The sequence below is a fragment of the Neobacillus camarae genome (genome assembly GCF_054950115.1).
Genome location: NZ_JBUCKX010000005.1, coordinates 356,685 through 382,751 on the forward strand (window position 1 = coordinate 356,685; position 26,067 = coordinate 382,751).

A 26,067-nucleotide genomic window follows, 5' to 3' on the forward strand; every position below is an offset into this window, starting at 1 on the left:
GTGAAAAGAAAAACACCATGCCCTAAAAGGACATGGTGTCTTTTAAGCTATTAAGCTTGTAATTTCTCACGAAGAACCATTTGCAGGATTCCGCCGTGACGGTAGTAATCAATTTCCACTTCGGAGTCAAAACGAACAAGAACTTCAAACTCTTTCTTGCTGCCAGCTTCGTCAGTAGCAGTAACTTTTACAAGGTCACGAGGTTTTACATTTTCATCTACTTGTACTTCGAAAGTTTCTTTACCCGTTAAACCAAGTGTTTCAGCGCTGTCGCCTTCTTTGAATTGAAGTGGAAGCACACCCATTAACACGAGATTAGAACGGTGAATCCGCTCAAAGCTTTCAGCAAGGACAGTCTTAATGCCAAGAAGGTTTGTACCCTTAGCTGCCCAGTCACGTGAAGATCCCATTCCGTAATCCTTACCAGCAACGACCATTAAACCAGTGCCATCTGCTTTGTACTTCATGCAAGCATCGTAGATGGAAGTCACTTCGCCTGTTGGCCAGTAAGTGGTGAAGCCGCCTTCTGTGCCAGGGGCGATTTGGTTACGGATACGAATGTTTGCAAATGTTCCGCGCATCATGACTTCATGGTTACCACGGCGAGAACCATAAGAGTTAAAGTCGCGAGGCTGTACGCCTTTTTCTAATAAATACTTACCAGCTGGAGTATTTTTACCGATTGCTCCTGCAGGTGAGATATGGTCAGTTGTAACAGAATCGCCAAACTTACCAACTACACGAAGGCCTGTTAATGGTTCTACAGTACCTGGTTCAGGTGATAAGCCTTCAAAGAATGGCGGGTTCGCAATGTAGGTAGAATCTTCATCCCATGCATATAATGGCTCATTGCTAGTTTTGATTTCGTTCCAACGCTCGTTGTCAGCGAACACGTTTTCGTATTCTCTACGGAACAATTCTGGTGTAACGGTGCGTTTTACAACATCGTTTACTTCAGCCGTTGATGGCCAGATATCTTTGAAGAATACATCGTTGCCATCTTTATCTTTACCGATTGCTTCAGCAGCAAAGTCGATGTTTACAGTTCCCGCGAGGGCGTAAGCAACAACTAATGGTGGTGAAGCTAGGTAGTTAGCTTTTACAAGCGGATGAATACGTCCTTCAAAGTTACGGTTACCGGAAAGAACAGATGTAACTAAAAGATCGTTTTCCGCAATTGTTTTTTCAATTTCTTCTTTTAATGGACCAGAGTTACCGATACAAGTTGTACAACCATAACCAACTAAGTTGAAGCCAATTTGCTCAAGGTATGGCAGCAAACCAGAATCACGAAGGTATCCAGTTACCACCTTAGAACCAGGAGCTAAAGAAGTTTTTACGAATTTAGGAACTTCCATTCCTAATTCAACTGCTTTTTTCGCAACAAGTCCTGCACCAACTAGAACATATGGGTTAGATGTATTCGTACAGCTTGTAATCGAAGCAATGGCAACGGCACCCGTTTTAATGGTAGTTTCATCACCATTATTAAATTTAACCACTGCAGACTTTTCAAGCTCATCCGCTTGTAAACCGAAGCCTTGATTTCCTTGTGGAGCAGAAACAGCTTTCACGAATTCTTCTTTCATTTTGGAAAGAGGAATTAAGTCTTGAGGCCGTTTAGGACCAGAAAGGTTAGCTTCGATTTCTGCAAGGTCAATTTCAATGACATCTGTGTAAACAGGCTCAAAAGAAGGGTCAAAGAACAATCCGTTAGCTTTGCAATAAGCTTCAACGACGTTCACTTGCTCTTCGTCGCGTCCTGTTAAACGCAAGTAGTTTAAGGATTCATCATCAATCGCGAAGAATCCGCAAGTTGCACCGTATTCAGGCGCCATATTGGCAATCGTTGCACGGTCTGCAAGCGGCAGTGAAGGCACACCAGGACCGAAATATTCAACAAATTTTCCTACTACACCATGTTTACGAAGAACTTGGGTTACTTTTAATGCAAGGTCGGTAGCAGTTGCTCCATTTGGAAGTTCACCCGTTAACTTAACCCCCACTACTTCCGGCACTGGGAAATAGGATGGCTGTCCAAGCATTCCTGCTTCTGCTTCGATACCGCCAACGCCCCAGCCAAGTACGCCAAGCCCATTCACCATTGTCGTATGGGAGTCAGTTCCAACTAATGAATCAGGAAACGTTTCTAGTTCTCCATCAACCTCTTCAACATGTACAACATCAGCCAAGAACTCAAGGTTTACCTGGTGAACGATACCTGTTGCCGGCGGAACAGCACGATAGTTGTTAAATGCTTTTTGTGCCCAGTTTAAAAACTGATAGCGCTCAGCATTCCGTTCAAATTCAAGATCCATGTTTACTCTCAAAGAGTCTGCTGATCCATAGGCATCAACCTGTACAGAGTGGTCGATGACCAAGTCTACTGTTTTTTCAGGATTGATTTTATCCGGATCTCCGCCTAAGTCTGACATTGCTTTTCTTAAACTAGCAAGGTCAACAACTACAGGCACCCCTGTGAAGTCTTGAAGAATAACACGAGATGGCTTGAATGGAACATCCACTTCTTTCAGCTCGTCTGTACCCCATTTTGCTAAGTTTTCAACATGCTCTTTCGCAATAACACGGCCATCATATTGGCGCAGCACGGATTCAAGCAATACCTTAACAGAGTAGGGCAATTTAGACACTTGACCAACTCCGGCCTCTTCCAATGCACTTAAACGGTAGTAGTTGTAACGCTTGCCGTTTGCTTCAAATGAAGCACGCGCATTAAACACATCATTTTTCACCATGTTCTTTCCCCCTTATTCGCATACATAAACTAAAATGAAAAGTTTGAAAATTCCCATTCGGCAAAACTTTTCTCACAACTCATATCTTAATACAAGCGATTACATAAGTAAATAACAAGAAAGTTATTGTGTTTGATAAGTTTTTCTTATTCAATTTATGTAATTTGTTCGGAATATTTAGAAAACACAATAAACTTCTGGGATTCTGTGAGTTTGATTTGCCCTGGGGATATTCTCTATTATTATGGCAAAAAAACTTCTATTTGTCATTTATTTCGCATGAATGGAAATAGTAAAAATATTAGGAGGTGAATGGAATGGCAAAAGGGAAGGCGAATCATGTACGTCCTGGGATGAATGCGGCCAAGGCCCAAGGCAAAGGCGCTGGTTTTAATGAAGAAATGGGTATGGAACCTTTGACAGAAATGGAAAAACGGAACAATAAAAAACGGAAGAAAAATCAATAGAAAAAAACAAAAGAAAAAAGCGGGTTTTCCGCTTTTTTCAAACATGTTTTCCATTATTCATCCATATTGACTTCAGCCACGATATTCTGCAGATCACTCTGGAACCTTTCTAGCTGAGCTCTTTGGGTTTCGGAAGCCACTTCAAGCGCATTCTCGATTTGCTGATAAGCCTCATTTACCTCGTCTTTTAGATGTTTTAGCTGATGCCCGTAATTGGCGCTGTCGCTGACGATGGTTTCATATAAGCCCTGTGCGTTTTCATATCCTTGCTGGGCTGCTTGAAAAGCCTCTTGTTTATTTTTATTATATGGATTTCTTTGCATTGTTGCTTCTCCCTTCGTGTTGTTACCCTTTAAATTGCTCGAGACCCCAAAAAAATATTCAGCATAAAATGACATAATGATTCCATCCTAAGCAATGAGGAGGGATACAAATGACCAACAAAAACGATGGGGCGGATATGCGCAAAAACGCTCCAAAACAATCCGGCCAACCCGAGCCGTTAAGTGGTTCCCACAAAGTGAAAAACCGTAACCACACCCGCCAAAAAAGCAAATCTCATCATGATATGTAAAGAAAAGGGCTGGCTCCATTAGGGCCAGCCTCTTTATCCTATTATTCAATCGTAACTAAAGCGGACAACAAGATTAATTCTTCGTCTGCTGAAACGGTTCTTAAATCAATAATAAATACATCTTTTTGAATTCTACCGACAATGGCTGGATCATTTTCGGTTCGTAATTTTCTCCCCAGCTGCTCTGCAGATAATGTACGATGTGTCAAGGCAATAACGACAGAAGGAAGTTCCACGTCCGGCATCGTCCCTCCGCCAACCTGGCTTTTATCGTGAAAAATGGATGCTTGATAACGGTCTGACATTTGTAATAATTTTGTAACAAACCTTTTGGCTCTACCGTCTAATTCTGTAGGAGCAATCAATAAATCACGTACGGTGGGGATATTATGTATGGCCTTCCCGCCGCGGGCATAATCTATTAATGTACCCTCCAGTGCAGCAAGAGTCATTTTATCTACCCGCACGACCCTGGCCAATTGGTGTTTCTTTAAACGGTCGATAATCGTTTTCTTTCCGGCGATGATCCCCGCTTGAGGACCACCCAGCAGTTTATCGCCGCTAAAGGTAACAACATCGGCCCCCATATCAAGCACCTCTTTTACCACCGGCTCCTCGCCAATACCGTGTTTTCGGAAATCGAACAACGCACCGCTGCCGAGGTCCTCATAGAAAATTAGACCTTCCTGGCTTCGTGTCAGCTGTATAAGCTCCTCCGTTGCAACCGTTTCGGTAAAACCAATCACCTTGAAATTACTGGTATGGACTTTCATGATGATTCCTGTTTCAGGGGACAGGGCTTTTTCGTAATCATACAAATGAGTTTTATTTGTTGTGCCAACCTCAACCAGTTGAGCGCCGCTTTCTTCCATTATGGAAGAAATTCGGAAAGAGCCCCCGATTTCAACCAACTGGCCCCTGGACACAATGACTTCTTTATTTTCCGCCAATGCCCTTAGTACAAGGTAAACAGCGGCAGCGTTATTATTCACCACCATGACCGCTTCCGCACCTGTAATTTCTTTAAGAAGGCCTTCGATGTGGCTATGGCGTGATCCCCTTTCACCTTCCGATAATTGATACTCAAGATTGGAATAATTTCGTGCCGTCTCGACAACATGTTGGATAGCGGTTTCACTTAACCGCGCCCGGCCTAGATTGGTGTGCAAAATGGTGCCTGTTGCGTTTATGACTCGTTTCAATGTATAGGAAAACTGTTTATTGACTCGGGTTTTTAAGTGTTGAAAAATTTCATCCGTAAATTTGGCAGTTCCGGGGATGGCCCCTTCCCACTCATTTTTCATGATGGAGGTTCTAATGTTATCGATCACTTCTTTAAGTTGTTTCGTTAATGAGGCGGCCTCTAACTCGGTTTCCTCCAAAAGTGATAAAAATTGTCCATGATGTTGAAGCACATGGATGGGGGGTATCGCACGCAAACTTTTTTTCACATTTAAAACTCCTTCACATATCCTTGAATAGGCCTATTATATCACTTTTTACACCTTTTTTTACCGCCTGAATAGAATGATACAAGCAAGGGGGAAAACGGATATGAAAAAGAAAAAACTTCAGCCCCATCTGTCTGTTAATACTGAGCAGCAGATGGAACAATTTCTAAAAGACTATTTTCTGGACCCTTCCACCTCACTGGCTGATCATCATCAGTTTAGAATCGATATATATGAAACAGACACAGATTGGATTGTGGAAGCTTCCATGAACGAATTATTGAGCTCGGAAATAACGGTAAGGATAGTGAATAACCGATTGACTATCAACGCCCAAAAACATTCTTACAGAAAACCATCGCCGTTTCCACTGCTTACCCGAACGATTGATTTCCCCTTTCCGATCATCTACAATTGTGTAACAGCGGCGTTTCAAAATGGCATACTGGAAATATTTATATCTAAATCGGAGGCTGGACCAGGAAAAAACCGATATATTACTTTGCCTTAGCGCTTTTTTTATTTTGTTAGTTTACATAATAATATTATTGATAATAAAAAGGCCTCATACCGATTGGTACGAGGGTGTAGTTCTTATTTTTGGGATATGACTTGGATGACGTCTTCAGTATCAGGAAATACACCTGTATCCAGTTTGGAATAAATTTTTTCACCGTTTAAGGTTACTTCGAATGCACCACCTGAAACTGGGATTAGTTCCATTTTGGCAATATCCCGTCTAAAATGGGTAAACAATTCTTCCGCGAAACTCGCGGCTTTTGGCGCATAGTTTCATTGCATGCAAAATTCAACGACAATATGATAGTTTTTCATTTTGGTCCCCCTATTGTTGAAATATTTAGGTAGTAGAAATATTTTACCCGGACTAATAGTATTCCGCAAATCTTTTGCACTTATCGTGCGGTTTCAAATGGAAAGAGGTATACTAGTGAAATGGAGGTGAGCATAGTGAGTGAACAAGAAAAAATCCGCTTGACTTCGATGTCCACTAAAGCCGGCTGAGGCTGCAAAATTGGTCCTGAAGACCTGACGCAAGTTTTGCGTCTTGTACCAAAACAAGATCCTGTGCCAGAGTTGATTGTAGGAAACGAAACGAGTGACGATGCAGGTGTTTATAAATTAACCGATTCAATCGCCCTGATTCAAACGGTCGATTATTTTACTCCCATTGTGGACGACCCATATATGTTTGGCCAAATTGCGGCGGCAAATTCTTTAAGTGATGTCTACGCAATGGGCGGTGAGCCCAAAACTGTCATGAATATTGTCGGCTTTCCGATTAAAAAATTGGGGGCACAGGTGCTTGGAGATATCATGCGCGGTGCGGCCGATAAAGTAAAAGAAGCGGGCGCCATTACAGTTGGCGGCCATTCAGTTGATGACCAGGAACCAAAGTTTGGGTTATCGGTAACCGGGCTGGTCCATCCTGATAAAGTTTGGAAAAATGTCGGCGCCAAACCAGGTGATGTTCTGATTTTAACGAAACCGATCGGCGTGGGAATTATGACCACCGGGATCAAGCGCGGTGCGGTTACAGCCGAACAGGAAAGAATTGTAACCGAAACGATGGCTATGCTAAATAAAACGGCCGCTGAGGTGCTAACCAACTACCAACCACATTCTGTTACCGATGTGACTGGATTTGGTTTACTGGGACACGGAAGTGAAATGGCCCGCGGCAGTGAAGTTAGTTTTGATATTTCCCTTTCTCAAGTACCGATTCTTGATGGTGCGGTAGATTTAGCGAAAGCTGGCGTGGTTCCTGGCGGTTCTAAATCAAATCATAAATGGCTGAGCGAAGATGTCGTTTATGGAGATATCCTTCCCGAGGAACAGCTTGTGCTTTGCGACGCGGTTACGTCCGGAGGCCTATTGGTCTCGATCAGTGAAGAGGAAGCAAACAGTTGTGTTGAAGCATTGCATTCAAGGGGTATATCTGTTGCATCCATCATTGGCCGGGTAACCGAGAAAAAAGACAAACTGATATATGTCACAAGATAACAGCGGAGCGAATTGCAGCTTCGCTGTTTTTTTAATGTTTGCACTTGTTCATCGCCCTTAATGAGGACAAGAAGCAACCAAATCTTAAAGAATTTGTCCTCATCGCGGCTTCATGAAGACAAAAAGTAAGCAATCCTTTAATGTTCTGTCTTCATGACTGCCTTATGAGGACAAAAAGCAAGTAATACTTTAAGTTTTTGTCCTCATGAATGTTTCTTCTTTAGGTTAACGTTCAGTGACCGGCAACTCTATTCTTGTGGATCTTCCGTCACCGAGGGTCCTAATCAGAGACCGCACCCTCCCCTTTCTCCCGTCTCAGGGGCACTAATAGGCACCCTTATTTATACTGATAATGGAAAAATCCCAAGCCATTATGGCTTGGGAATCTCTAAATTAAGCTTTTGCCGTAGTTTGATGATCATATCCTCCGTCATCTTATCTAAATCAAACTGATAACGAAACCCCCACTCCTGCATAGCAGCCGAAGCATCAATCGAATTGGGCCAACTTTCTGCTATCTGTTGGCGGCAAGAGTCCACCTCATAATCCAGTTCGAAATCAGGAATATGCTTCCTGATACTTACCGCAATTCCTTCTGGATCCAAACTCATCGCTGTCACATTAAACGAATTGCGATGAACCAGACGGGACGGATCCGCTTCCATTAAATCGATAATCGCGGTCAAGGCATCCGGCATATACATCATATCCATGAAGGTCCCTTTCGCAATATAGGAGGTATATTTTTTCGCCTGAACCGCTTTATAATAGATGTCCACTGCATAATCAGTGGTGCCTCCCCCAGGCTCCGTGACATAGGAGATTAATCCAGGGAACCTCAATCCTCGTGTATCCACACCATACTTATAAAAATAGTAATCTGCTAAAAGCTCACCCGCTACCTTATTGACCCCATACATGGTCGTTGGCCGCATAATCGTATCCTGCGGGGTATTATCCTTAGGAGTGGACGGGCCAAAGGCGCCAATGGAGCTGGGAGTGAAAAATTGGGCTTTCAATTCTTTTGCCGTTTCCAGCGCGTTTAACAAACCGCCCATATTCAGATTCCAAGCAAACACCGGCATGGCTTCTGCCGATGCAGATAAAATCGCCGCCAAATGCATTATGCAGTCTGCTTTATGCTTCGATGCCGTTTCTAGAAGCTGCTTAAAATCGGTCACATCCACGATTTCAAATGGACCACTTTGGACAACATTACTGTCGTTCTTTTTAATATCTGTAGCAATTATGTTAGAAGAACCATAGATGTCTCTCAGCTTTAGAGTAAGTTCGGAACCGATTTGGCCAAGAGCCCCCGTAACTAAAATACGTTTCATCGTTACCTCCCCCCTCTTATATTAAATAACACCCATTTCCTTGCCGATTTTTTCATAAATAGAAATGGCTTTATCAAGCATTTCTTTCGTATGGGCGGCAGTTGGCATGTTGCGCACCCTTCCTGTACCGCGCGGGACGGTCGGGAACACAATCGCTTTCGCGTAGACCCCTTCTTCAATTAAGCGCTTGCTGAATTGCTGTGATAGTGTTTCTTCCCCGATTAGGCACGGAGTGATTGGCGTTTGGCTGTTCCCTATATTAAATCGTAATTTCTTTAATCCTTGTTTCAGATAGGTTCCGTTTTCCCAAAGCCGCTCATTTAATTCCGTGCTCTCCATTAAAACTTCAATCGATCGGATACATGCGGCCACATCAGCCGGTGTTAACGATGTTGAAAACAGGAATGGGCGGCTTCGTACTTTCAGCCAGTCAATCAAGTTTTGCTTTCCGGCCACATAGCCGCCGACTACACCGATGGCTTTTGATAATGTCCCGATTTGAAAATCAATTTTATCCGAAAGGCCGAAGTGTTTTACCGTTCCTGCTCCATCTCCCAGCACACCGGAGCCATGGGCATCATCGACATATGTAATCAGGTCGAATTCTTCGGCAATTTTAACGATTTCAGGCAGCAAGGCAATATCCCCATCCATGGAAAACACACCATCGGTAATCACCATTACCTTATTGTATTGGCCAGACTCGGTCACTTCCTTTGCCTTAGCCCTTAGGTGGTTCATATCCGAGTGGTTGAAGCGGATAATTTTAGCTCGTGAAAGCCGGCATCCGTCGATAATCGAGGCGTGGTTTAATTCATCCGATAAAATCGCATCGTTTTGGTCCATAACAGCTGAAATCGCCGCCATATTGCAATTGAACCCGGATTGGTAAGCAATAGCCGCCTCGGTATGTTTAAACTCCGCCAATTTTTTTTCTAATTCCACATGCAGCTTAAGCGTGCCATTGATGGTCCGTACAGCTCCCGCCCCAACGCCATACTTCTGAATAGCCTCCGCGGCAGCTTCTTTCAACCGCCCATCGGTTGCCAAACCTAGATAATTATTAGAGGATAGATTGATTAGTTCCTTACCATTGATTCTGATGATGGGACCGTTAGGACTTTCAAGCGGATCGATAACATTATAGAGACCTTTCCCCTTCAGGTCTTCGAGGTTTTCATTTAAAAATTGCTCAAGCATTTTACTGGACACTTGGATTCCCCCCTAATTAAGCTTCAAATGTTTTACGTTCAGAAAACACAATTGTCTCCTTGAGGAAGACACTTGCAACCGTAGCCAACCGTATTATACAAACATTACTTATAATATACTGTATCATAAATTATCTAATGTGTTCATGTCCCGTGGACATTATTTTTATATTTTATGGGTAGGATTAGGCATCTAGTTCCATTGAAAAAATTCCTTTTGGAAAGGTTTCCATATCCGAACGATATTAAAAAAATTTTTTATTTCATTCGGATTTTAATAAAAAAGACTTGAATTACTTTGTCTTCATGATATAATTTGGTTAAGTTAAAAAGGTATCACTCATATAATCGCGGGAATAGGGCCCGCAAGTTTCTACCGGATTGCCGTAAACAATCTGACTATGAGTGGGTAATGAGGGATTCCGCTTTTCACTATTGCGGTCTTCTACTTTATTCCTTATGGACGTCAAGCCCAAAGGTCATTGCCTCACTCAAACCGTGAGCGATAACCTTTGGGCTTTTTATTGTTTAAGGAGGCTGTTTTATGAAGTTATTAGAAGACAGAATTAAGAAAGATGGCGTAGTCCTATCAGAACATGTGTTAAAGGTGGATTCCTTTTTAAATCACCAAATGGATCCCGTCCTCATGCAGGAAATCGGCAAAGAGTTTGCTAGCCTATTTTCCGAAGATGGAATTACCAAAATTGTCACGATTGAATCCTCTGGCATTGCTCCTGCCATCATGGCCGGATTATATCTGAATGTTCCGGTTGTCTTTGCTAGAAAAAGAAAACCACTGACGCTGACAGAGGATTTATTATCGGCTACGGTCCATTCTTTTACAAAAAACGAGACCAACGAAATTTCCCTTTCGAAAAAATATTTATCCGGACTAGATCGGGTACTGATTATCGATGACTTTTTAGCCAATGGCCAAGCTGCTTTAGGCCTGATTCAATTGGTGCAGCAAGCGGGCGCCAATGTGGCCGGTATAGGGATTGTTATCGAAAAGTCATTCCAGCAAGGGTCAGAGAAACTGAAAGAAATGGGAATTCGCGTGGAATCGTTAGCCCGTATTCAGTCCCTGGAAAACGGAAACGTAACTTTTATAAATGAAAAAGTGGAGGAATACGTGAGATGAAACTGCACCCAATGAAAATTGCCTCATTAGGAATACAGCATGTGTTAGCAATGTATGCCGGAGCAGTTATTGTTCCGTTGATTATTGGCGGAGCACTTGGTTTATCCAATGAACAACTTGCCTACTTGGTTTCTTTAGATATCTTAACGAGTGGTATTGCGACATTGCTTCAAGTGTGGCAAAACCGATACTTTGGCATTGGCCTTCCGATTGTTTTAGGCTGTACTTTTACGGCAGTTGGCCCGATTATTGCCATTGGCGGAAAATATGGACTTTCAGCCGTTTACGGATCCATTTTGGTGTCCGGAATCGTCGTTATGCTCATTGCAAGATATTTCGGAAAGCTAGTCCGCTTCTTCCCACCTGTTGTGACGGGTTCTGTAGTAACGATTATTGGAACAACTTTAATCCCTGTTGCCATGAATAATGTGGGAGGCGGACAAGGAAGCCCCGATTTTGGTTCGATTTCCAATATTGCGCTGGCGTTTGGAACACTTATTTTTATTATTATCCTCTACCGATTCACTACAGGATTTATTCGTGCCATTTCGATTTTGTTGGGATTAATCGGCGGAACCATTGCCGCTGCCATTATGGGAAAGGTTGATTTTGCAGCGGTAGGCGATGCTTCATGGTTCCATATGGTAAGGCCATTGCATTTTGCTGCACCATCCTTTGAAATCGCCCCGATTATCACAATGACATTGGTCGCGATTGTAAGTCTAGTGGAATCCTCTGGTGTCTATTTTGCTTTAAGTGATATTACCGGCAGAAAATTAACCGAAGACGACCTAGTGAAAGGCTATCGGGCTGAAGGCTTGGCAAGCGTGATTGGTTCCTTGTTCAATTCCTTCCCTTATACCACTTTTTCGCAAAATGTCGGGCTTGTCCAATTCTCAGGAGTGAAAGATAAGCGGGTTATTTATACGGTCGGCGGAATCATGGTATTCTTAGGATTTTTACCAAAAGTAGCGGCTTTAACCACTGTCATCCCTACTTCCGTTCTTGGCGGTGCCATGATTGCGATGTTTGGAATGGTCATTGCGTCCGGCATTAAAATGCTGAGCAAGGTCGATTTTGCTTCCCAAGAAAACCTGCTCATCATCGCTTGTTCAGTTGGGGTCGGCCTTGGTGTAACCACCGTTCCGGACCTGTTTGCTAAGCTCCCTGAGACCATCAAAATCCTTTCCAACAGCGGGATTGTGGCCGGCAGCTTAACGGCGATTATTCTTAATATTATATTTAATGTTGTGAAGAAGCCAATCAAGCAAACCCAAACCAGTAAAGAGTTAAAAATTTCATAAATACCAATAAAAAACAAGACGGAGTCAGACTAGGCTCCGTCTTATTACTTCCATTAAACTTGCGACACCTTGCTGGAGTCCTGGGTGTAGCCCCTGATTGGAAATTCCTGTGCCGGTACCCGTTCCTCCACCCCCTGATTTCGTTGCCACAGCTTGTCCGGTATTCTCAGAACCCGAACCGGTAGTGCTATTCGTAATCGAAACAGGAGAAATATAAATCGCCCCTCCGAAGTTCACAATTCCTCCGGAAACGGTGCCGATTGAAACCCCATCGAGATTTGCGGCCAAAAGATTCCCCTCCTCATCACACCAATAATATATGTACAAGTTCTAAAGTTGCTTATGCCATTTCATCAGGGACTCATTCCTTATTTTTCTCATTAATATTTACGGACAGCCCGTTCTTCGAGTTTGCATACCCATTTATAATACCCCAATAAGATGATCAACAGAATGGGATCAATAATGACCGCATGCCAAATGGTCCACCAACCATAATGGAAATAGCCCCATGGCTCGGGAAGGAGGGTTACTATCTCATATAGGAGGATAAAAATAACAAAACCGATTATAAATAATACTTTTTTTATTCGTTCCGCACCATAAGGAAACCATTTCAGGAAAAGAAAGTTGGCTTGGGGAACGATGAACAAGTGGGGCAATATCCCTGCCCAATCCACCTCCTTGTCAAAATACCAATAAGCATGATATTTAAATTCAATAAATAAATCAAACAAGGTCTGAAATGCCACAGTAAAGGTCCAAATGTGCAGCATTTGATTTCCAGTTAGAGATTTCTTGCCGGTAAAGGCAAAAAAGTTAAATACAATAATGGCCAATATAAGTCCAATCATATTCCGTTCCTTTTTTAATTTAATGTACCCTTTTTCCACGATGGTATATTCATTTAAAAAGTTTATAAGGATTGGGTCATCTAAGGTTTGGAATGTAGAAGAATGGTCACAATTAACCGTATAATCACTTGCAGAAAAGCTATTTAATCAGAAAAAACGACCACATTGTTTCGTATGTGGCCGTTTTGTTTTATGACAATCAGCTTGGCTTTTTATCTATTCTAGGCGGTTGCGAAGCTTTACGAACGAGCCTTCCTCCATCAAAATGTCTCCCGTAGGTGGTGACAATTTCTGAGGCTTCTTCATAGGTCGGGATGTGTCCTATTGCTTTCCATGTCAGAAAATAGGATTGAACCTTGCCACTGTAGAAGACCCAGCTAAAAAACTTCCTTGCGACGTTATGAACACCGCTCGTCCGGAAGGAATTCATTTCTCTTCCTGCTTTCCATACTGTCATGGTCTGGCCAATGCCGCCCTCCAATTGTCCCTTCAGTTCTGCATATAGCAAATTCTCATTCTTGCTCATTGCCTTCATGATCATTTGATTTAAAAATCCATTGATCACCAGACGGGGAATATTAAATTGCTCACCTCTGGTCACTGAAACAACGGCATCTGGCGGCAATTCTATATCCTTATCCCCTAAAATGAACGCACCGCCATACTTGTTATTCGGGTCGATTACTTTCTCCCATTTTTTTTTCATGATATCATCCCTAAATTGATAGATTCTTACCTCACCTTAAGGTAATCATACCAAATTTACCCAATATTAGGAATATCAAAATCGGACTATTTTCCTAGTTTTTGAAAATATTTACCAATCTTTCTTTTCTTAGTATAATGAAAACAAATACATAGAAGCAGGTGTCATGGTATGTATAAAGTAATGATTGTCGAGGATGACCCCAAGATTAGTTCGATCATTTATGATTATTTAAAAAAGTGGAAATTTGATCCTATTAATATAACGGACTTTGATACTTTGGACAAGCAATTTGCAGACACCATGCCTCATTTAGTCTTATTGGATATTAATCTCCCGGTCTATGACGGCTTCTATTGGTGCAGTAAGTTCCGCGGGCAATCCAATGTGCCGATTATCTTCATCTCCTCCCGGACCCAAAACATGGACATTGTCATGGCCATGAACATGGGTGGGGATGACTTTATCCAAAAGCCATTTTCCCTTGAGGTGCTGATGGCAAAAATAAACGCCTTATTAAGAAGAACTTATACCTATCAAAACGCCGAACAAGAATACATCGAGCACAATGGGCTTATCCTTAATATTCTAAAGGGAAGCATTTCCTATCAAGGCGAAGAACTGGACCTTACCAAAAACGAATATCAAATCCTTTATCTGCTTATGAAAAAGAAGAATTCCATTGTTTCGCGTGATGAAATCATGCAGGTCCTTTGGGAGAGCGAGAATTTCATTGATGATAATACCCTGACCGTTAATATTGCAAGATTGCGCCGGAAACTGGAAGACATGGGACTCCCCTATTTGATCGAAACGAAAAAACGCCAAGGGTATATCGTGCCATGACTTATAGGCAGTATTGTTCCGACCAAAAATGGCTGCTTTTGACGTTTTATTTCATCCTATTATTTATTTCTATTTTGATTACCGTAGAACCTTCCTTAAGGATTACCGCAAACAATTACTTCTATCTGGTTGGGAATTCTGTGCTGATTTTTAATATATATTTTACCATCTCCTATTTTGCTAAAAAACAACAATTGGAGAAATGGAAAAACCTTAATCTGGTGACCCTTCCCACTAAGGTTAGCCATGAACAGCAAATCTACTTCGATTCCTTTAAGCAGGTGGAAGAAAATTACCTAAAACAAATACACGACCGTAATATGGGTTCTAAAGAACAGCTGGAGTTTATGACCCTATGGTTTCATGAAATCAAAACACCGATCGCGGTGAGCCAATTATTGCTGCAAACACAAATCGATTCTCCAAGTCTGCAGGAAGAACTCAATAAAATCGAGGGGTTTGTAGAACAAGCACTTTATTTTTCAAGACTCCATGAATTTAATAAAGATTATCTGATACAAGAAATTGAATTGGAAAAGCTGATAAAAGAGATCATTAAGCAAGAGTCAAATTCGTTTATTTCACGAAAAATCGCCATCCAGCTTGAACTTGCTCCCATGGCAATTTTAAGTGATAAAAAAGGTTTGACCTATATCATCCGCCAGATACTATCTAACTCGCTTAAGTATACTAACGAGCGAGGAAAAATTACGATTCAACTAAATCCCGAATCCCGTGAGCTTGTGATTCTTGACACGGGCATCGGTATCCCGCCAGAAGATCTTCCCCGAGTGTTTGATAAAGGCTTTACCGGAATAAACGGCAGAACCCATCAGCGTTCCACCGGTATGGGCCTTTATTTGGCGAAGAAAACGGCAGAAAAGCTTGGACATCCATTATCGATTGATTCTTCCGTCGGCAAAGGAACACAAGTCATTTTGGATTTTCCTGAAATGTCGGATCCTTATCATCAACTATAAGCTCCCTTTAAGGGACGGATTCGTTTTTTAAATAAATTCACATAAAAGTCGAGCCCTCTTTAACAGTGTTTATGGCACAAGAAAGGGGCTGTCCAAAAAGCAAAGGGGTCAGAAACCACTCCACAATATATGGGGATATTTTTAAAAATACCGTTCTATATATTGGTCTAGGCGTGGAGTCAGACCCCTTAATGGACAGCCCCTATTTAACTGATTTCATTTTATTTTCACTACCGAACCTCAATCACACAAGCATATCTTGAATCGCCTTTTTTCCATCTTCCCGATACTTCGTACACATATATCCCTTTTTCTTCTGGCAAAACCACCACATGATCTTTCATTTGTACAGTTTCTGTGTTTTCATTTGCAAGCCATCTATTTACAACTAACGTATTTTGTATAGGCTCTTTTCTGTATTCAATTTGCAATTTAGATTCTGGTGCTACCACAACCGGCTTGAGATTTTGACTTTTAATAAGACCCGGGGGAGAAATGGTATCGGCACAAACAACATGTATGAACCCTTTCCAGCAATACGAACCGCGCGCAACTTCTACCTTTTTTTCTCCAACGCTAATTGTTGGTATTGGTGGTTTATTGCTGAATTGCCCCATAACCATATAACCACCTGCAACTAGGGCAATGAATACAATCAAAGTGATTAAGATCTTCTTCATAAGTTTTCCCCTTTTTAAAATGTAATTTTATACCTAAAAACCAATCACGTTACCTGTTCAGGAGATTGTTTTTATATGTCTTAAATAACCGTAACTTGTCATTTGGAAATAAATAGAGTAAATCACGAGATAGGCGGTAAGAACCAAGATATATGGAACCTGCAAAGGAAACTGTAAAAAGTCAGCAATGACAAACGTATTGATGCCGCTTGTCGCGACGGCCAACAGCAGCGGGAGGGCAAACACGAACCCCACCTGGCGCTGAACCGTTTTCTTGATTTCCGTATCAGGGACACCGATTTTCCTTAAAATTCGATAGCGGCCTTTATCCGCGGAAGCCTCCATTAACTGTTTAAAATAGATCATGCTGCCGGTGGCAATTAGGAACACAAGACCGAGGAATCCCCCGATAAAGATCATCAGGCCATAGGTTTCAAGGGCACGGTGATAGTTCTCATAAAAACTGGAATAAATCGGTTCCTCCTGTCCGGCCATCAGCGGCTCCACGATTTTACGTAAATTAAGATCAAGAGAGTTAAGGGATTTCTGATTGGAAATCTTATAGAGATAGAGTTTTTCCGCAGCTTGCTCTTTTTTCAACTGATCGTAAAGTCCATCACTAATGACAAATGGCGCCAGCAATTCGCCCTGATTAAGCAAGCTGTAGGATTTGTATTCCGCTATGGTCAACTTCTTGCCGTTTGCAACGGTTAACTGTTTCCCCGTATACTTATCGGCTTTCACATCCAAGCTGCCATCGAAAAACGAGAGCGCTTCATCATTGCCAATTGATATCGTCTCTGACTGGCCCCTTTGCTTCAAGAGCTTATAAAATTCTGTTTCCGGTATCAACATCATTTGAAAAACCTCTGGGACAAGCTGGGAATTAGCCGGGTCCGATTTAACGGGTATATATTCAATTTCAGCGCGATAATCAAGATGGTTTCTTGAATCTTTTTCAATAAGGTCGCGGAGCTGTTGATTCGCTTGGTCATTTTTTAAATTAAACACATAGCTATAAGGAAGGTCCCGGTTTGTTATCGAATCAACCTGATAGTAAAGCCCAAACACAAACGAGCAAACCAGCAAGGTCATGCTTGTCAGCAAGGAAATCACCGTCAGGACCAACACATTGCCTTTTATTCGATAAACAATCTGGCTAATGCTTAAAAGATTCCTCGCTTTGAAATAGACAGGCATCACCCGCTTCAATCGATTTAACAAGTAAACGGAAAATGAACTCATAAAAAAGTAAGATCCGATTATTAAGACGATCGTGGCGGTGATGAGCCGGGTACCTGTGTTGTGGATCATCGTTATTCCCTCAGGATTCATGATGAGCAGATAGGCAAAGCCGAGGAACACTAACCCCATAATCCCGACGATTGGGTTTCCTTTGGAAATTCGCTCTCCCTTCCGTTCTCCCTTAAACAGCTCTGACAGAGAAAAACGATAGATTAGCCGATAACTATGTATCGAGGTGATCGTGATGATCACCAAAAAGACAAGGATGGTCTGTATGAAAGCGGTCCTCGAAATGGTCAGGACAATATCGATTCGGAAGCCCATTAGTTTAAAAATCATCATGACAAATAGTTTTGAAAACAAAAGCCCGGCACCCACCCCCATAACCAAGGCAAGCAAGCCGATGATCATATTCTCATAAAACAGCAGCCAGCCGATTTTTTTCCGGTTCATGCCAAACAAGGCATACAATCCTACTTCTTTTTTCCGGGTTCTGGTGAAAAAAGAATTCGAATACCAAACGAATATCCCCGAAAATATCACCAGCACGATGGATGCCGCAAAAAAAGCCGATTCCACTTTTCCCAGTGTCACAGTTTGGTTGACCAATTGTTGATTATATTGCAGCGAGACGAATGTAAAATAAATCGCCACGCTAAAAACCATCGAATACAGATATAGCAAATACTTTCTAATGTTCAGGCGGATATTTTTGCCCGCCAGCTTATACAGCGTCATATTGTCCGCCCCCTATCGTTGCAAGAATATCCAAGATTCGTTGGTAGATTTGTTCCCTGCTTTGTTCTCCTTTGCGGATTTCGGTAAACAAGGCTCCATCCTTAATAAACAATATCCTCGAGCAAAAACTTGCCGCATAGGGATCATGAGTGACCATCATGATTGTCGCCTGCTGAACCTGATTTAACGAAGATAGTGTCTGCAGTAATTGAAAGGCGGATTTCGTATCAAGTGCGCCCGTTGGTTCATCCGCAAAGAGAATACTAGGCTCACAGGCAATGGCCCGGCAAACGGCGGTCCTCTGCTGCTGCCCGCCTGATATTTCATACGGATATTTTTCTAAAATTTCAAGAATCCCGAAACGCTTGGACAAATCCGATACCCTTGATTTCATTTGCGCAGCGGATAAATTGGAAAAAGTCAGCGGCAGCAAAATATTTTCTTCCACCGTCAAGGTATCCAATAAGTTATAATCCTGAAAAATAAACCCCATCTCTTCCCTTCTGAAATCGGTTAAATCTTTTTCCTTCATTTTAGTCAAATTGGTACCGTTAATTTGAATCATCCCGGAGGTTGCCGGTTCAATCGTCGACAAAACATTAAGCAAGGTAGACTTCCCTGCACCAGATGGACCCATCACCCCGACAAATTCACCCTTTACTATCGTAATATCAATATCGCGAATGGCAGAATATGGCGATTTCCTTGAACCGTATACCTTATTGACTCCCTTTGCTTCTAAAATGGTTTCCATGCTATTCTCATCCTTTTTTTGTTAAATTTCTTATCTTTATCATAAAAAAATAAGGATATCTTTACCATAACAAATCCTTACGTTTTTTCTTCTTTTCCTTACATTTTTGTAAGGAACCGAACGGAAAGTTTTGAATTTGTTGCATAGGAAGACATTGCCAGTGCATAATGGTGTATGAACCTCATTATCTATCATAGAGAAGCCATGCACGACTAGAGAGGAGTGAAGAAAGTTTTGCAAACAAAGACGGCGTTACCGATTTTGTTTATCGTGATGTTCTTGGTAATGGTTGGCTTCGGGATCATAATTCCGGTTTTACCCTTTTATGCAGAAGAAATCGGGGCAAACTCGACACAATTAGGCCTGTTGATGTCCGTTTATTCGTTGATGCAATTTATTTTTGCGCCCATTTGGGGACAAGTTTCTGATCGGATTGGCCGAAAACCGGTCATGATGGTGGGAATTGCCGGACTCGCCCTTTCCTTCTTTATTCAGGCGATTTCCACCCACTTATGGATGCTGTTTGTAGCGCGGATCATCGGCGGGATTCTTTCATCAGCCAATATGCCGACTGCCATGGCCTACGTGGCTGATATTACAACCGAAGAAAACCGCGGAAAAGGCATGGGAATTGTTGGGGCCGCTACCGGTTTGGGATTCGTGTTCGGGCCGGCAATCGGGGGGATTTTCTCCAAATTCAGCTTAAACATGCCGTTTTACATCGCGAGTGCCTCTTCCCTCATTACGGTGCTCCTTGTGTTTCTTCTGTTAAAAGAGTCCAAACAAAAGGACGGTTCCCAACAGGCAAAGCAGCAATCCCTATGGAAGTCATTTCAAGCTGCCAATTCCATTCTGTTTCTGGTGCAATTGTTGATATCATTGTCCTTAGCAGGGCTGGAAGCGACTTTTGCCTACTTTGCCGATAAAAAGGCCGGCTTGGATGCCACTCAGTTAGGCTACATATTTATGATTATGGGATTGGGCAGTGCCTTTGTTCAAGGCGGTTTAGTGGGGAAATTAACGAAAAAGTATGGTGAAAATACCGTCATTCTAGGCGGGATGATTGTTTCCGCCATCGGGTTTGGATTGATTCTATTGGTCCATAGCTTTACGACAGCCGCGATTTACTTAACCATTTTCGGACTCGGAAATGGCGTCATTCGCCCGAGTGTCTCTTCCCTGCTGACCAAAATGTCCAGCAATCATGGCAGTACGACAGGACTATTGTCATCCTTTGATTCTCTCGGCAGGATTATCGGGCCTACCTTGGGCGGCTGGCTATATCTGCTGGGGGCGGGCCTTCCTTATATATCGGGAATGATCATTACTGCAGTAGCGTTTCTACTGTTTCTTGTTTTCCGGCCGCAGAGCAGCAGGCCTAATCTTCCTTACGAATCTTAGTGGAATATGTTGGGACAGGACATGCATAAAATGAGGTAGGAGATTTAGTGATCGAAGGAGACCTGATCATGAAGAAAAAACCCATTATGTATGTTAGTCTGCTTGTCGTTACACTTGGTCTCGCCGCTTATCTGGATTCGCCTTTTTCCATTATCAATATCAATCATTCATATACCGCCGATCAGCCGATAAGGGTGCAGCCTGTCGATGTACAGCCATCTGAGGATGAGACGGAGGTCGTGGAAAAATTGGAGAAAACAGAAAAGAAAGACGGGTACATGATCGAGACCTACGAAGAATATGAAATTGTTCGGGACAAGGATGGAAAAATCATCAGCAACGAGCCAACGGGTAAAGAAGATACATTGAAATATTGGGACTATAGCAAGGATAAAGACCGCTGATTTATTCAGCGGTCTTTATTTATCAAATCCAATGCCTTGGCCACGTCCGTCAACGGCTGGCTGCAGACAAAGTTTTCACAAACGTATACGGTGGGAAGGACATCAATCGGGTGATAGTCTTTCGTGAATGGGGCAATGGCCGCCAGTTTTTCCTGTTCATCGCCAATCAAAAACGTAATCTCCGGATAAAAGTCTTGTTGCAGGGCTGATACCAATGCCCCCGCACCGGAGGCATTTAACACCACTACTTCCTTCATGCCCATTTGCGTGAGTAAATAGCTCTGCAGAAGGAAAGTATGGCCGGTGGGATACAGGGTTAAATCTTCGTCAAACGCTTGGAAAATGCGCTGCACTTTTTCCTCCAATTCAAAATCACCCGTCAGCCTCGAAAGTCTGAGTATTTGCAGGGCGGCCACGCTATTTCCCGATGGAATCGCCCCGTCATAGGCCTCCTTTTGGCGGACAAGCAATTCCTCATTGTCATTTCCGGTAAAGAAGAAACCGCCTTCTTGCTCATCCCAGAACAAATCCAGCATATTTCCGGTTAAGGTTTTTGCCTTTTGCAAATGGTCCAGGTTTAATGTGCTTTCATACAATTCGATGAAAGCCCACAGGAGGAAGGCATACTCATCAATAAATCCCTTATTTTTCACTTCTCCGTCACAATAGCGAACCATGAGCCGACCATCGATGACCAATTTTTCCTCAATGAAGCGCATTGCTTTTTCCGCAGCATCCTGATAGTCTTTCCTGGCAAACACTCTTCCCGCCCTTGCCAATGCTGCAACCATCAATCCATTCCAAGAGGTTAAAATTTTATCATCTCTATAAGGATGGACGCGCTGTTCCCGATGGTGAAACAGCTGGTTCCTCGCTTGCTCCAATTGCCCCATTATGGTGTCCGCATCCTGTCCGTGTTGGAGGGCAAATTGCCGGACATCCATACCAATCAGATTGGGAATATTTGTACCCTCAAAATTCCCCTGTTTGGTGATATCGTATACTTGGCAATATACCCCTCCTAGTTCTTCCCCGAGTAGGGAAATGACCTCTTCCGGTGACCAAACATAAAACTTTCCTTCCACTCCTTCAGAATCCGCGTCCTCTGCGGAGTAAAAACCTCCCTCGGAATGCTGCATATCCCGTAGCACATAGGTCAGGATTTGATCGGCTATTTTCTTGAAACGTTCATCCTTTGTAATTTGGAAGGCTTCCGTATAAGCCATAGCAAGGAGAGCATTATCATAAATCATTTTTTCAAAATGCGGTACAAGGAACATTTCGTCCGTGGAGTAACGGGAAAAACCAAAACCGATATGGTCATAAATGCCGCCCGCTGCTAGACCGTCCAGTGTCCTTGTCACCATATCCAGGGCATGCTCATCACCGCTATATTTATAATAACGGAGCAGGAACATCAGCGAATGCGGCATAGGGAACTTAGGGGCCTCCCCAAATCCGCCGTATTTGCCGTCAAACGACTCCACAAATTGTTCGTAACATTGGTCTATCACATTTTTGGATAACCGGTACGAGGCCTCTCCCTGGTTCTTGGGGTGCAAGGCTTCCAATACACTGTTTGTGACTTCCTCGATATGTCCGGGGTCCTGTTGATATTTGGCAGATAATCCTGCGATAAGTTGTTTAAATCCCGGCTGACCGTACCGGGGCTCCTTTGGAAAGTAGGTACCGGCGTAAAACGGGACCTTGTCCGGAGTCATAAAAACACTCATCGGCCAGCCGCCGTGACCCGTCATCATCTGACAAACGGTCATATATATAGAATCAAGGTCCGGCCGTTCCTCCCGGTCCACTTTAATCGATACGAACCGTTCATTTATTAAGGCAGCCACTTCTTCATCTTCAAAACTTTCACGTTCCATGACATGACACCAATGACATGTGCTTTATACCAACATTAGCTATACCCAATAGATACGAAAACAGGCTTGTTTTCACGTTTCGCTTTTACAAATGCTTCTTCTCCCCAGGGAAACCAGTCCACCGGGTTATGGGCATGCTGTAATAAATAAGGGGATTTTTCAGCGATTAATCTATTGGGTTTCTTATTTGTCGGCATGGGATCACCTTCTTTCACAAAATGGACTTTTTCTTGATTAATCTTCCCCTGAAGAGAACACATAACACGGAAAGAATCATATATAACGCCACCTCTAGTACCTTGCTGCCATTTTCTCTATTTCAATCTGTACTTTATTTCCTACTTCCCTTTATAGATAACAGAAGTTTCCCTTTATAACCATTCATTGGCAATACTTTTATGTTTTACCTTGTTAATCTGGTTGTTATAATGGTAGTTATGAATTGTTAGGAGGATGACACAATGACTACTTTCGAAAAGTTAAGGCCTATTATTGCAGACCAATTGGGTGTCAAAATGGAGAATATCCGAATGGATTCATCATTCAAGGAAGACTTCGAAGCGGATTCGCTTGATATGGTGAACATGACAATGGAAATCGAAGACGAATTTGCTATTGAAATTAGCGACAAAGTGGCCGCGACACTTCAAACAGTCGGCGATGTTGTTAACTATATTGAAAAACGTTAAAAATAACAGATAGCCGATATGTTCCAAATAAAACCGGTATCTTGAGGTAACATATGAATAACCTTACATGTTACTGGAGTTGAGAATGAGTGAAAGAATTGCGTTCAATGGAACAAGTGGAACATTTTATCAACCATCACCAACTTAGTTTTCTGTATGTTTTAAAACAAAATTGAAGCGTGTGCCATGCACTACTTCCTCAGGTTGAGGAAGTTTTAAAGGATTTTCCGGCCATTCAATGTGGAATGATAGATGCTGGTGAGGTAACCGAACTAGCAGGTTATTTTCAAATATTCACTGTCCCAGTCCTATTATTATTTGCTGAAGGAAAAGAACTATTGCGGGAAGCGCGGATCGTTCACATGGATCTTTTTTACGAGAAAATAAAAAGAATTTATGAGGCCATAATGGCGTGATGCAACAGAAAACCTTCAATGGAGTAAAAAGCTAAAAATAAAAACAGACGAGAATGATCGTCTGTTTTTTCTAATTTCAAGAGTTCGTTTGATGGGATTTGTCATCAGGCCCATCTATATTTTCGTAAATAATATTCCTAACAAAGCCGAAAGAACCCCAATCATTTGATACGTTTTTAACCTTTCTTTAAAAAGCCAGCACCCGCCGAGGACGACGACTAAACAATTTAAGCTAACGATTGGAAACACAATGCTGGCGGTACCCGTATTTAACGCAAAAAAGTAGCTGGCATAGCCGATTACGCTTATCAAGCCTACAATGGTCCCAGTTTTGGCTTCGTATCCAAGCCATTTTTCTCTCCTTACGAAACTATTGATAGCCAGGTATACACACCCGCCGCCATACATGGAAATTAAGGTATTTAACGAGTTAATGTTTAAATAAGAGGTTGTTTTCATAAGAATTCCCAGTATTCCGAACGAAAAAATCGCCAGCAAAATCCGTGTTAACCAAGGCAAATAATGAGTATTGGCCGCAACGGATGGCGAATATTGAATGATGACAGCTGAACCAAGCATTAACATGATGCCCATCCATTGAATTAACGAAATATGCTCGTGAAAAATTAAAGCAGCACTTATAATCGGAATAATTGTGTTCATACCAATTAACGGTGAGGTAAGGCTGGCCGGACCATTTTCAAACGCTTTGGACATTTGAATATTCCCATTCGCATTGAGGATCCCAATCATAGCCCCAAGTACAACGGAAATAAGGCTAAATCGTGTAATGCCAACTAACATTCCATAACCGATTGAAAGCAGAAAAGCAGCAAGATAAAAGAAAAACTGAATATGTACTTTAGAAACGCCTTTCCCGGTACTCCATTTAAAAACAATATTATTCACACCAAAACAAAACATGGTGACAAAAGCAGCTGCGATCCACATGTTGCTCCTTCTTTCTCTTTTTTCATCCTCCTTTATTCTAATACAAAACGATTATTTCACAATATCTTTTTCGAAAAAAACGGAACATGTTCTTTAACCGAAATTGGTTTACTAATATAATAGCCCTGTATTTCATCAGCATGTAAGGACTTTATGGTTTGATATTCACCCAAGGTTTCTACTCCTTCACAAACAGTCTTCATGTTTAAGCTATGTGCTAGGCGAATAATCGCTTCGGTAATTTTCTTATTATCTTCATTTTTGTTAATTTCTTTTATAAAGGTACGGTCAATTTTTAAGGAATGAATGGGCAGGCGTTTCAGATAACTAAGGGAACTGTATCCTGTTCCAAAATCATCAATACTGATATATACTCCCATATCCTTGATGGTTTTTAGGCTCTCAATCACCGTTTCCCCATCTTGTATCAGGGTTCCCTCGGTTAATTCAATTTCCAGCCACCTTGCTTGTAGTCCGGTTTGATGTAACACCTTGTGGATGGTTTCCGCAAAATTGCTTTGATAAAATTGATGGGCAGATACGTTAACCGCTACACGGATGGGCCGAAACCCGTCACTTTGCCATTGTTTATTTTGCCGGCAAGCCTCTGTTAGTACCCATTCCCCAATGGAGACAATATCACCGAGATCTTCGGCAAGGGGGATGAAATCACCAGGGGGAACCAAGCCCAAGGAGGGGTTTCTCCACCGAAGTAATGCCTCTGTTCCCACCACCATTCCCGAACGGGCATTAATTTTTGGCTGATAGTGCAGAAAAAACTCTTGACGTTCTAATGCTTTCAATAATTCTTTTTCCATATCTCTTTCTGCATTTTGACAATAAAGGCTATTTTGTTTGGTCACATCAATCACAATGCCCACAATGGCGGGCCTGTTTTGATACGTCGTCATTTTGGAGTAAATGTCAAGCACCAGCCTGTTACCCTGATGGTTGTTGATTTGTATTTGAAAGATGTCATCTGCCTGTTCCCCGGTCAAAGTTTTTGCCGCCTTTTTACGGATTTTTTCTAATTCGGCAGGAGCCAATACGTAGTGCAGGATGGCCTCTTGGCCACATATTTCCTTGGGCTCAAAACCCAGTATTTCCGCTAATATTGGATTAACGTAAACCAATTTGTTATCCTGCCAGATATAGGAACCAGCCATGGAATCCTCTAACATGGTGCGAAAAACTCGATCAATCGGAGTATTCATATCGATCCTCTTTTCATAAAAATTCATTCGCTTATGAAAAAAA

26 protein-coding genes, 2 pseudogenes and 1 riboswitch are annotated in these 26,067 nt (G+C 42.2%); of the genes and pseudogenes, 12 read left to right on the plus strand and 16 right to left on the minus strand.

The window, feature by feature from the left end; genetic code table 11:
- Positions 1 to 50: 50 nt before the first annotated feature.
- Complete coding sequence (acnA, locus tag ACY8D0_RS26575) at positions 51 to 2,756, minus strand: aconitate hydratase AcnA (protein WP_462413466.1); 2,706 nt, start codon at positions 2,754 to 2,756, stop codon at positions 51 to 53.
- Positions 2,757 to 3,073: 317 nt separating this feature from the next.
- Here acnA and sspO point away from each other — a divergent pair, with 317 nt between their 5' ends.
- On the plus strand, positions 3,074 to 3,223 hold the full coding sequence (sspO, locus tag ACY8D0_RS26580; protein WP_251550636.1) for a small acid-soluble spore protein SspO: 150 nt from the start codon (positions 3,074 to 3,076) through the stop codon (positions 3,221 to 3,223).
- A 53-nt stretch (positions 3,224 to 3,276) separates the two neighbouring features.
- Here sspO and ACY8D0_RS26585 read toward each other — a convergent pair whose 3' ends face one another.
- Positions 3,277 to 3,546: a hypothetical protein gene (locus ACY8D0_RS26585; RefSeq protein WP_462413467.1), complete on the minus strand. Its 270-nt coding sequence runs from the start codon at positions 3,544 to 3,546 to the stop codon at positions 3,277 to 3,279.
- Positions 3,547 to 3,656: 110 nt separating this feature from the next.
- Here ACY8D0_RS26585 and ACY8D0_RS26590 point away from each other — a divergent pair, with 110 nt between their 5' ends.
- Positions 3,657 to 3,797: a small acid-soluble spore protein P gene (locus ACY8D0_RS26590; protein ID WP_042456716.1), complete on the plus strand. Its 141-nt coding sequence runs from the start codon at positions 3,657 to 3,659 to the stop codon at positions 3,795 to 3,797.
- Positions 3,798 to 3,838: 41 nt separating this feature from the next.
- Here ACY8D0_RS26590 and selA read toward each other — a convergent pair whose 3' ends face one another.
- Positions 3,839 to 5,248 (minus strand): L-seryl-tRNA(Sec) selenium transferase, encoded by a 1,410-nt coding sequence (gene selA, locus ACY8D0_RS26595; RefSeq protein WP_462413468.1) that lies wholly within the window; start codon positions 5,246 to 5,248, stop codon positions 3,839 to 3,841.
- Between the two features lie 103 nt (positions 5,249 to 5,351).
- Between selA and ACY8D0_RS26600 the strand changes: the two genes are divergently transcribed.
- Positions 5,352 to 5,759, plus strand: a complete 408-nt coding sequence (locus tag ACY8D0_RS26600) for an Hsp20/alpha crystallin family protein (RefSeq protein ID WP_462413469.1) — start codon at positions 5,352 to 5,354, stop codon at positions 5,757 to 5,759.
- A gap of 83 nt (positions 5,760 to 5,842) precedes the next feature.
- Here ACY8D0_RS26600 and ACY8D0_RS26605 read toward each other — a convergent pair.
- A pseudogene (locus ACY8D0_RS26605) lies at positions 5,843 to 6,028 on the minus strand (Rdx family protein); the annotation flags it as partial.
- 222 nt (positions 6,029 to 6,250) lie between these two features.
- Here ACY8D0_RS26605 and selD point away from each other — a divergent pair.
- Complete coding sequence (gene selD, locus ACY8D0_RS26610) at positions 6,251 to 7,270, plus strand: selenide, water dikinase SelD (protein ID WP_462413622.1); 1,020 nt, start codon at positions 6,251 to 6,253, stop codon at positions 7,268 to 7,270.
- Positions 7,271 to 7,641: 371 nt separating this feature from the next.
- Here the strand turns inward: selD and ACY8D0_RS26615 are convergent, their stop codons facing one another.
- Together ACY8D0_RS26615 and ACY8D0_RS26620 are read right to left on the minus strand one after the other, a co-directional pair.
- Positions 7,642 to 8,607, minus strand: coding sequence for an L-threonine 3-dehydrogenase (locus ACY8D0_RS26615; RefSeq protein WP_462413470.1), 966 nt, complete (start codon positions 8,605 to 8,607; stop codon positions 7,642 to 7,644).
- A gap of 21 nt (positions 8,608 to 8,628) precedes the next feature.
- Complete coding sequence (locus ACY8D0_RS26620; protein ID WP_462413471.1) at positions 8,629 to 9,819, minus strand: glycine C-acetyltransferase; 1,191 nt, start codon at positions 9,817 to 9,819, stop codon at positions 8,629 to 8,631.
- A 319-nt stretch (positions 9,820 to 10,138) separates the two neighbouring features.
- Positions 10,139 to 10,240, plus strand: a riboswitch (purine riboswitch).
- A 122-nt stretch (positions 10,241 to 10,362) separates the two neighbouring features.
- Here ACY8D0_RS26620 and ACY8D0_RS26625 point away from each other — a divergent pair.
- Positions 10,363 to 10,959, plus strand: a complete 597-nt coding sequence (locus ACY8D0_RS26625) for a xanthine phosphoribosyltransferase (protein ID WP_462413472.1) — start codon at positions 10,363 to 10,365, stop codon at positions 10,957 to 10,959.
- A complete protein-coding gene (locus ACY8D0_RS26630) occupies positions 10,956 to 12,263 on the plus strand; it encodes a nucleobase:cation symporter-2 family protein (protein ID WP_462413473.1) in 1,308 nt (435 codons plus the stop codon). Before ACY8D0_RS26625 ends, ACY8D0_RS26630 begins: the two co-directional genes overlap by 4 nt.
- A 24-nt stretch (positions 12,264 to 12,287) precedes the next feature.
- Here the strand turns inward: ACY8D0_RS26630 and ACY8D0_RS26635 are convergent, their stop codons facing one another.
- The 3 genes from ACY8D0_RS26635 to ACY8D0_RS26645 all read right to left on the minus strand — a co-directional run bounded on the left by ACY8D0_RS26635 (position 12,288) and on the right by ACY8D0_RS26645 (position 13,823).
- The gene (locus ACY8D0_RS26635) at positions 12,288 to 12,551 is read right to left on the minus strand and encodes a spore germination protein (RefSeq protein ID WP_462413474.1); all 264 of its coding nucleotides are present in this window, start codon (positions 12,549 to 12,551) and stop codon (positions 12,288 to 12,290) included.
- A 92-nt stretch (positions 12,552 to 12,643) separates the two neighbouring features.
- The gene (locus ACY8D0_RS26640) at positions 12,644 to 13,117 is read right to left on the minus strand and encodes a hypothetical protein (RefSeq protein ID WP_462413475.1); all 474 of its coding nucleotides are present in this window, start codon (positions 13,115 to 13,117) and stop codon (positions 12,644 to 12,646) included.
- A 199-nt stretch (positions 13,118 to 13,316) separates the two neighbouring features.
- Positions 13,317 to 13,823: a hypothetical protein gene (locus ACY8D0_RS26645; RefSeq protein ID WP_462413476.1), complete on the minus strand. Its 507-nt coding sequence runs from the start codon at positions 13,821 to 13,823 to the stop codon at positions 13,317 to 13,319.
- Positions 13,824 to 13,994: 171 nt separating this feature from the next.
- Between ACY8D0_RS26645 and ACY8D0_RS26650 the strand changes: the two genes are divergently transcribed.
- Together ACY8D0_RS26650 and ACY8D0_RS26655 are read left to right on the plus strand one after the other, a co-directional pair.
- Complete coding sequence (locus ACY8D0_RS26650) at positions 13,995 to 14,669, plus strand: response regulator transcription factor (RefSeq protein ID WP_462413477.1); 675 nt, start codon at positions 13,995 to 13,997, stop codon at positions 14,667 to 14,669.
- Entirely contained in the window at positions 14,666 to 15,649 is a 984-nt protein-coding gene (locus ACY8D0_RS26655; protein WP_462413478.1) for an ATP-binding protein, read from the plus strand. The genes ACY8D0_RS26650 and ACY8D0_RS26655 overlap by 4 nt, the downstream gene beginning before the upstream one ends.
- A gap of 230 nt (positions 15,650 to 15,879) precedes the next feature.
- Here the strand turns inward: ACY8D0_RS26655 and ACY8D0_RS26660 are convergent, their stop codons facing one another.
- Genes ACY8D0_RS26660 through ACY8D0_RS26670 form a run of 3 tightly spaced genes read right to left on the minus strand, consistent with a single transcriptional unit; the run spans position 15,880 to position 19,066 of the window.
- Entirely contained in the window at positions 15,880 to 16,329 is a 450-nt protein-coding gene (locus tag ACY8D0_RS26660; RefSeq protein WP_462413479.1) for a hypothetical protein, read from the minus strand.
- Between the two features lie 57 nt (positions 16,330 to 16,386).
- Positions 16,387 to 18,312 carry an FtsX-like permease family protein gene (locus tag ACY8D0_RS26665; protein ID WP_462413480.1) on the minus strand — a complete coding sequence of 642 codons (1,926 nt, stop codon included), beginning with the start codon at positions 18,310 to 18,312 and terminating at the stop codon, positions 16,387 to 16,389.
- Complete coding sequence (locus ACY8D0_RS26670) at positions 18,299 to 19,066, minus strand: ABC transporter ATP-binding protein (RefSeq protein ID WP_462413481.1); 768 nt, start codon at positions 19,064 to 19,066, stop codon at positions 18,299 to 18,301. The genes ACY8D0_RS26665 and ACY8D0_RS26670 overlap by 14 nt, the downstream gene beginning before the upstream one ends.
- A 234-nt stretch (positions 19,067 to 19,300) precedes the next feature.
- On the opposite strand from ACY8D0_RS26670, the gene ACY8D0_RS26675 reads away from it, so the two are divergent.
- Both ACY8D0_RS26675 and ACY8D0_RS26680 read left to right on the plus strand, forming a co-directional pair.
- Entirely contained in the window at positions 19,301 to 20,467 is a 1,167-nt protein-coding gene (locus ACY8D0_RS26675) for an MFS transporter (RefSeq protein ID WP_462413482.1), read from the plus strand.
- A 68-nt stretch (positions 20,468 to 20,535) separates the two neighbouring features.
- Positions 20,536 to 20,871, plus strand: coding sequence for a hypothetical protein (locus ACY8D0_RS26680; protein WP_462413483.1), 336 nt, complete (start codon positions 20,536 to 20,538; stop codon positions 20,869 to 20,871).
- Positions 20,872 to 20,876: 5 nt separating this feature from the next.
- Here ACY8D0_RS26680 and ACY8D0_RS26685 read toward each other — a convergent pair whose 3' ends face one another.
- On the minus strand, positions 20,877 to 22,754 hold the full coding sequence (locus ACY8D0_RS26685) for a thioredoxin domain-containing protein (protein ID WP_462413484.1): 1,878 nt from the start codon (positions 22,752 to 22,754) through the stop codon (positions 20,877 to 20,879).
- A gap of 35 nt (positions 22,755 to 22,789) precedes the next feature.
- Complete coding sequence (locus ACY8D0_RS26690) at positions 22,790 to 22,951, minus strand: DUF255 domain-containing protein (protein ID WP_462413485.1); 162 nt, start codon at positions 22,949 to 22,951, stop codon at positions 22,790 to 22,792.
- A gap of 264 nt (positions 22,952 to 23,215) precedes the next feature.
- On the opposite strand from ACY8D0_RS26690, the gene acpP reads away from it, so the two are divergent.
- Together acpP and ACY8D0_RS26700 are read left to right on the plus strand one after the other, a co-directional pair.
- The gene (gene acpP, locus ACY8D0_RS26695) at positions 23,216 to 23,443 is read left to right on the plus strand and encodes an acyl carrier protein (protein ID WP_462413486.1); all 228 of its coding nucleotides are present in this window, start codon (positions 23,216 to 23,218) and stop codon (positions 23,441 to 23,443) included.
- 107 nt (positions 23,444 to 23,550) lie between these two features.
- Positions 23,551 to 23,859 (plus strand): annotated as a pseudogene (locus ACY8D0_RS26700) (thioredoxin family protein).
- 114 nt (positions 23,860 to 23,973) lie between these two features.
- Here the strand turns inward: ACY8D0_RS26700 and ACY8D0_RS26705 are convergent.
- Both ACY8D0_RS26705 and ACY8D0_RS26710 read right to left on the minus strand, forming a co-directional pair.
- Positions 23,974 to 24,810 carry an EamA family transporter gene (locus ACY8D0_RS26705; RefSeq protein ID WP_462413487.1) on the minus strand — a complete coding sequence of 279 codons (837 nt, stop codon included), beginning with the start codon at positions 24,808 to 24,810 and terminating at the stop codon, positions 23,974 to 23,976.
- Between the two features lie 56 nt (positions 24,811 to 24,866).
- A complete protein-coding gene (locus tag ACY8D0_RS26710; protein ID WP_462413488.1) occupies positions 24,867 to 26,024 on the minus strand; it encodes a sensor domain-containing protein in 1,158 nt (385 codons plus the stop codon).
- Positions 26,025 to 26,067 lie beyond the last annotated feature (43 nt).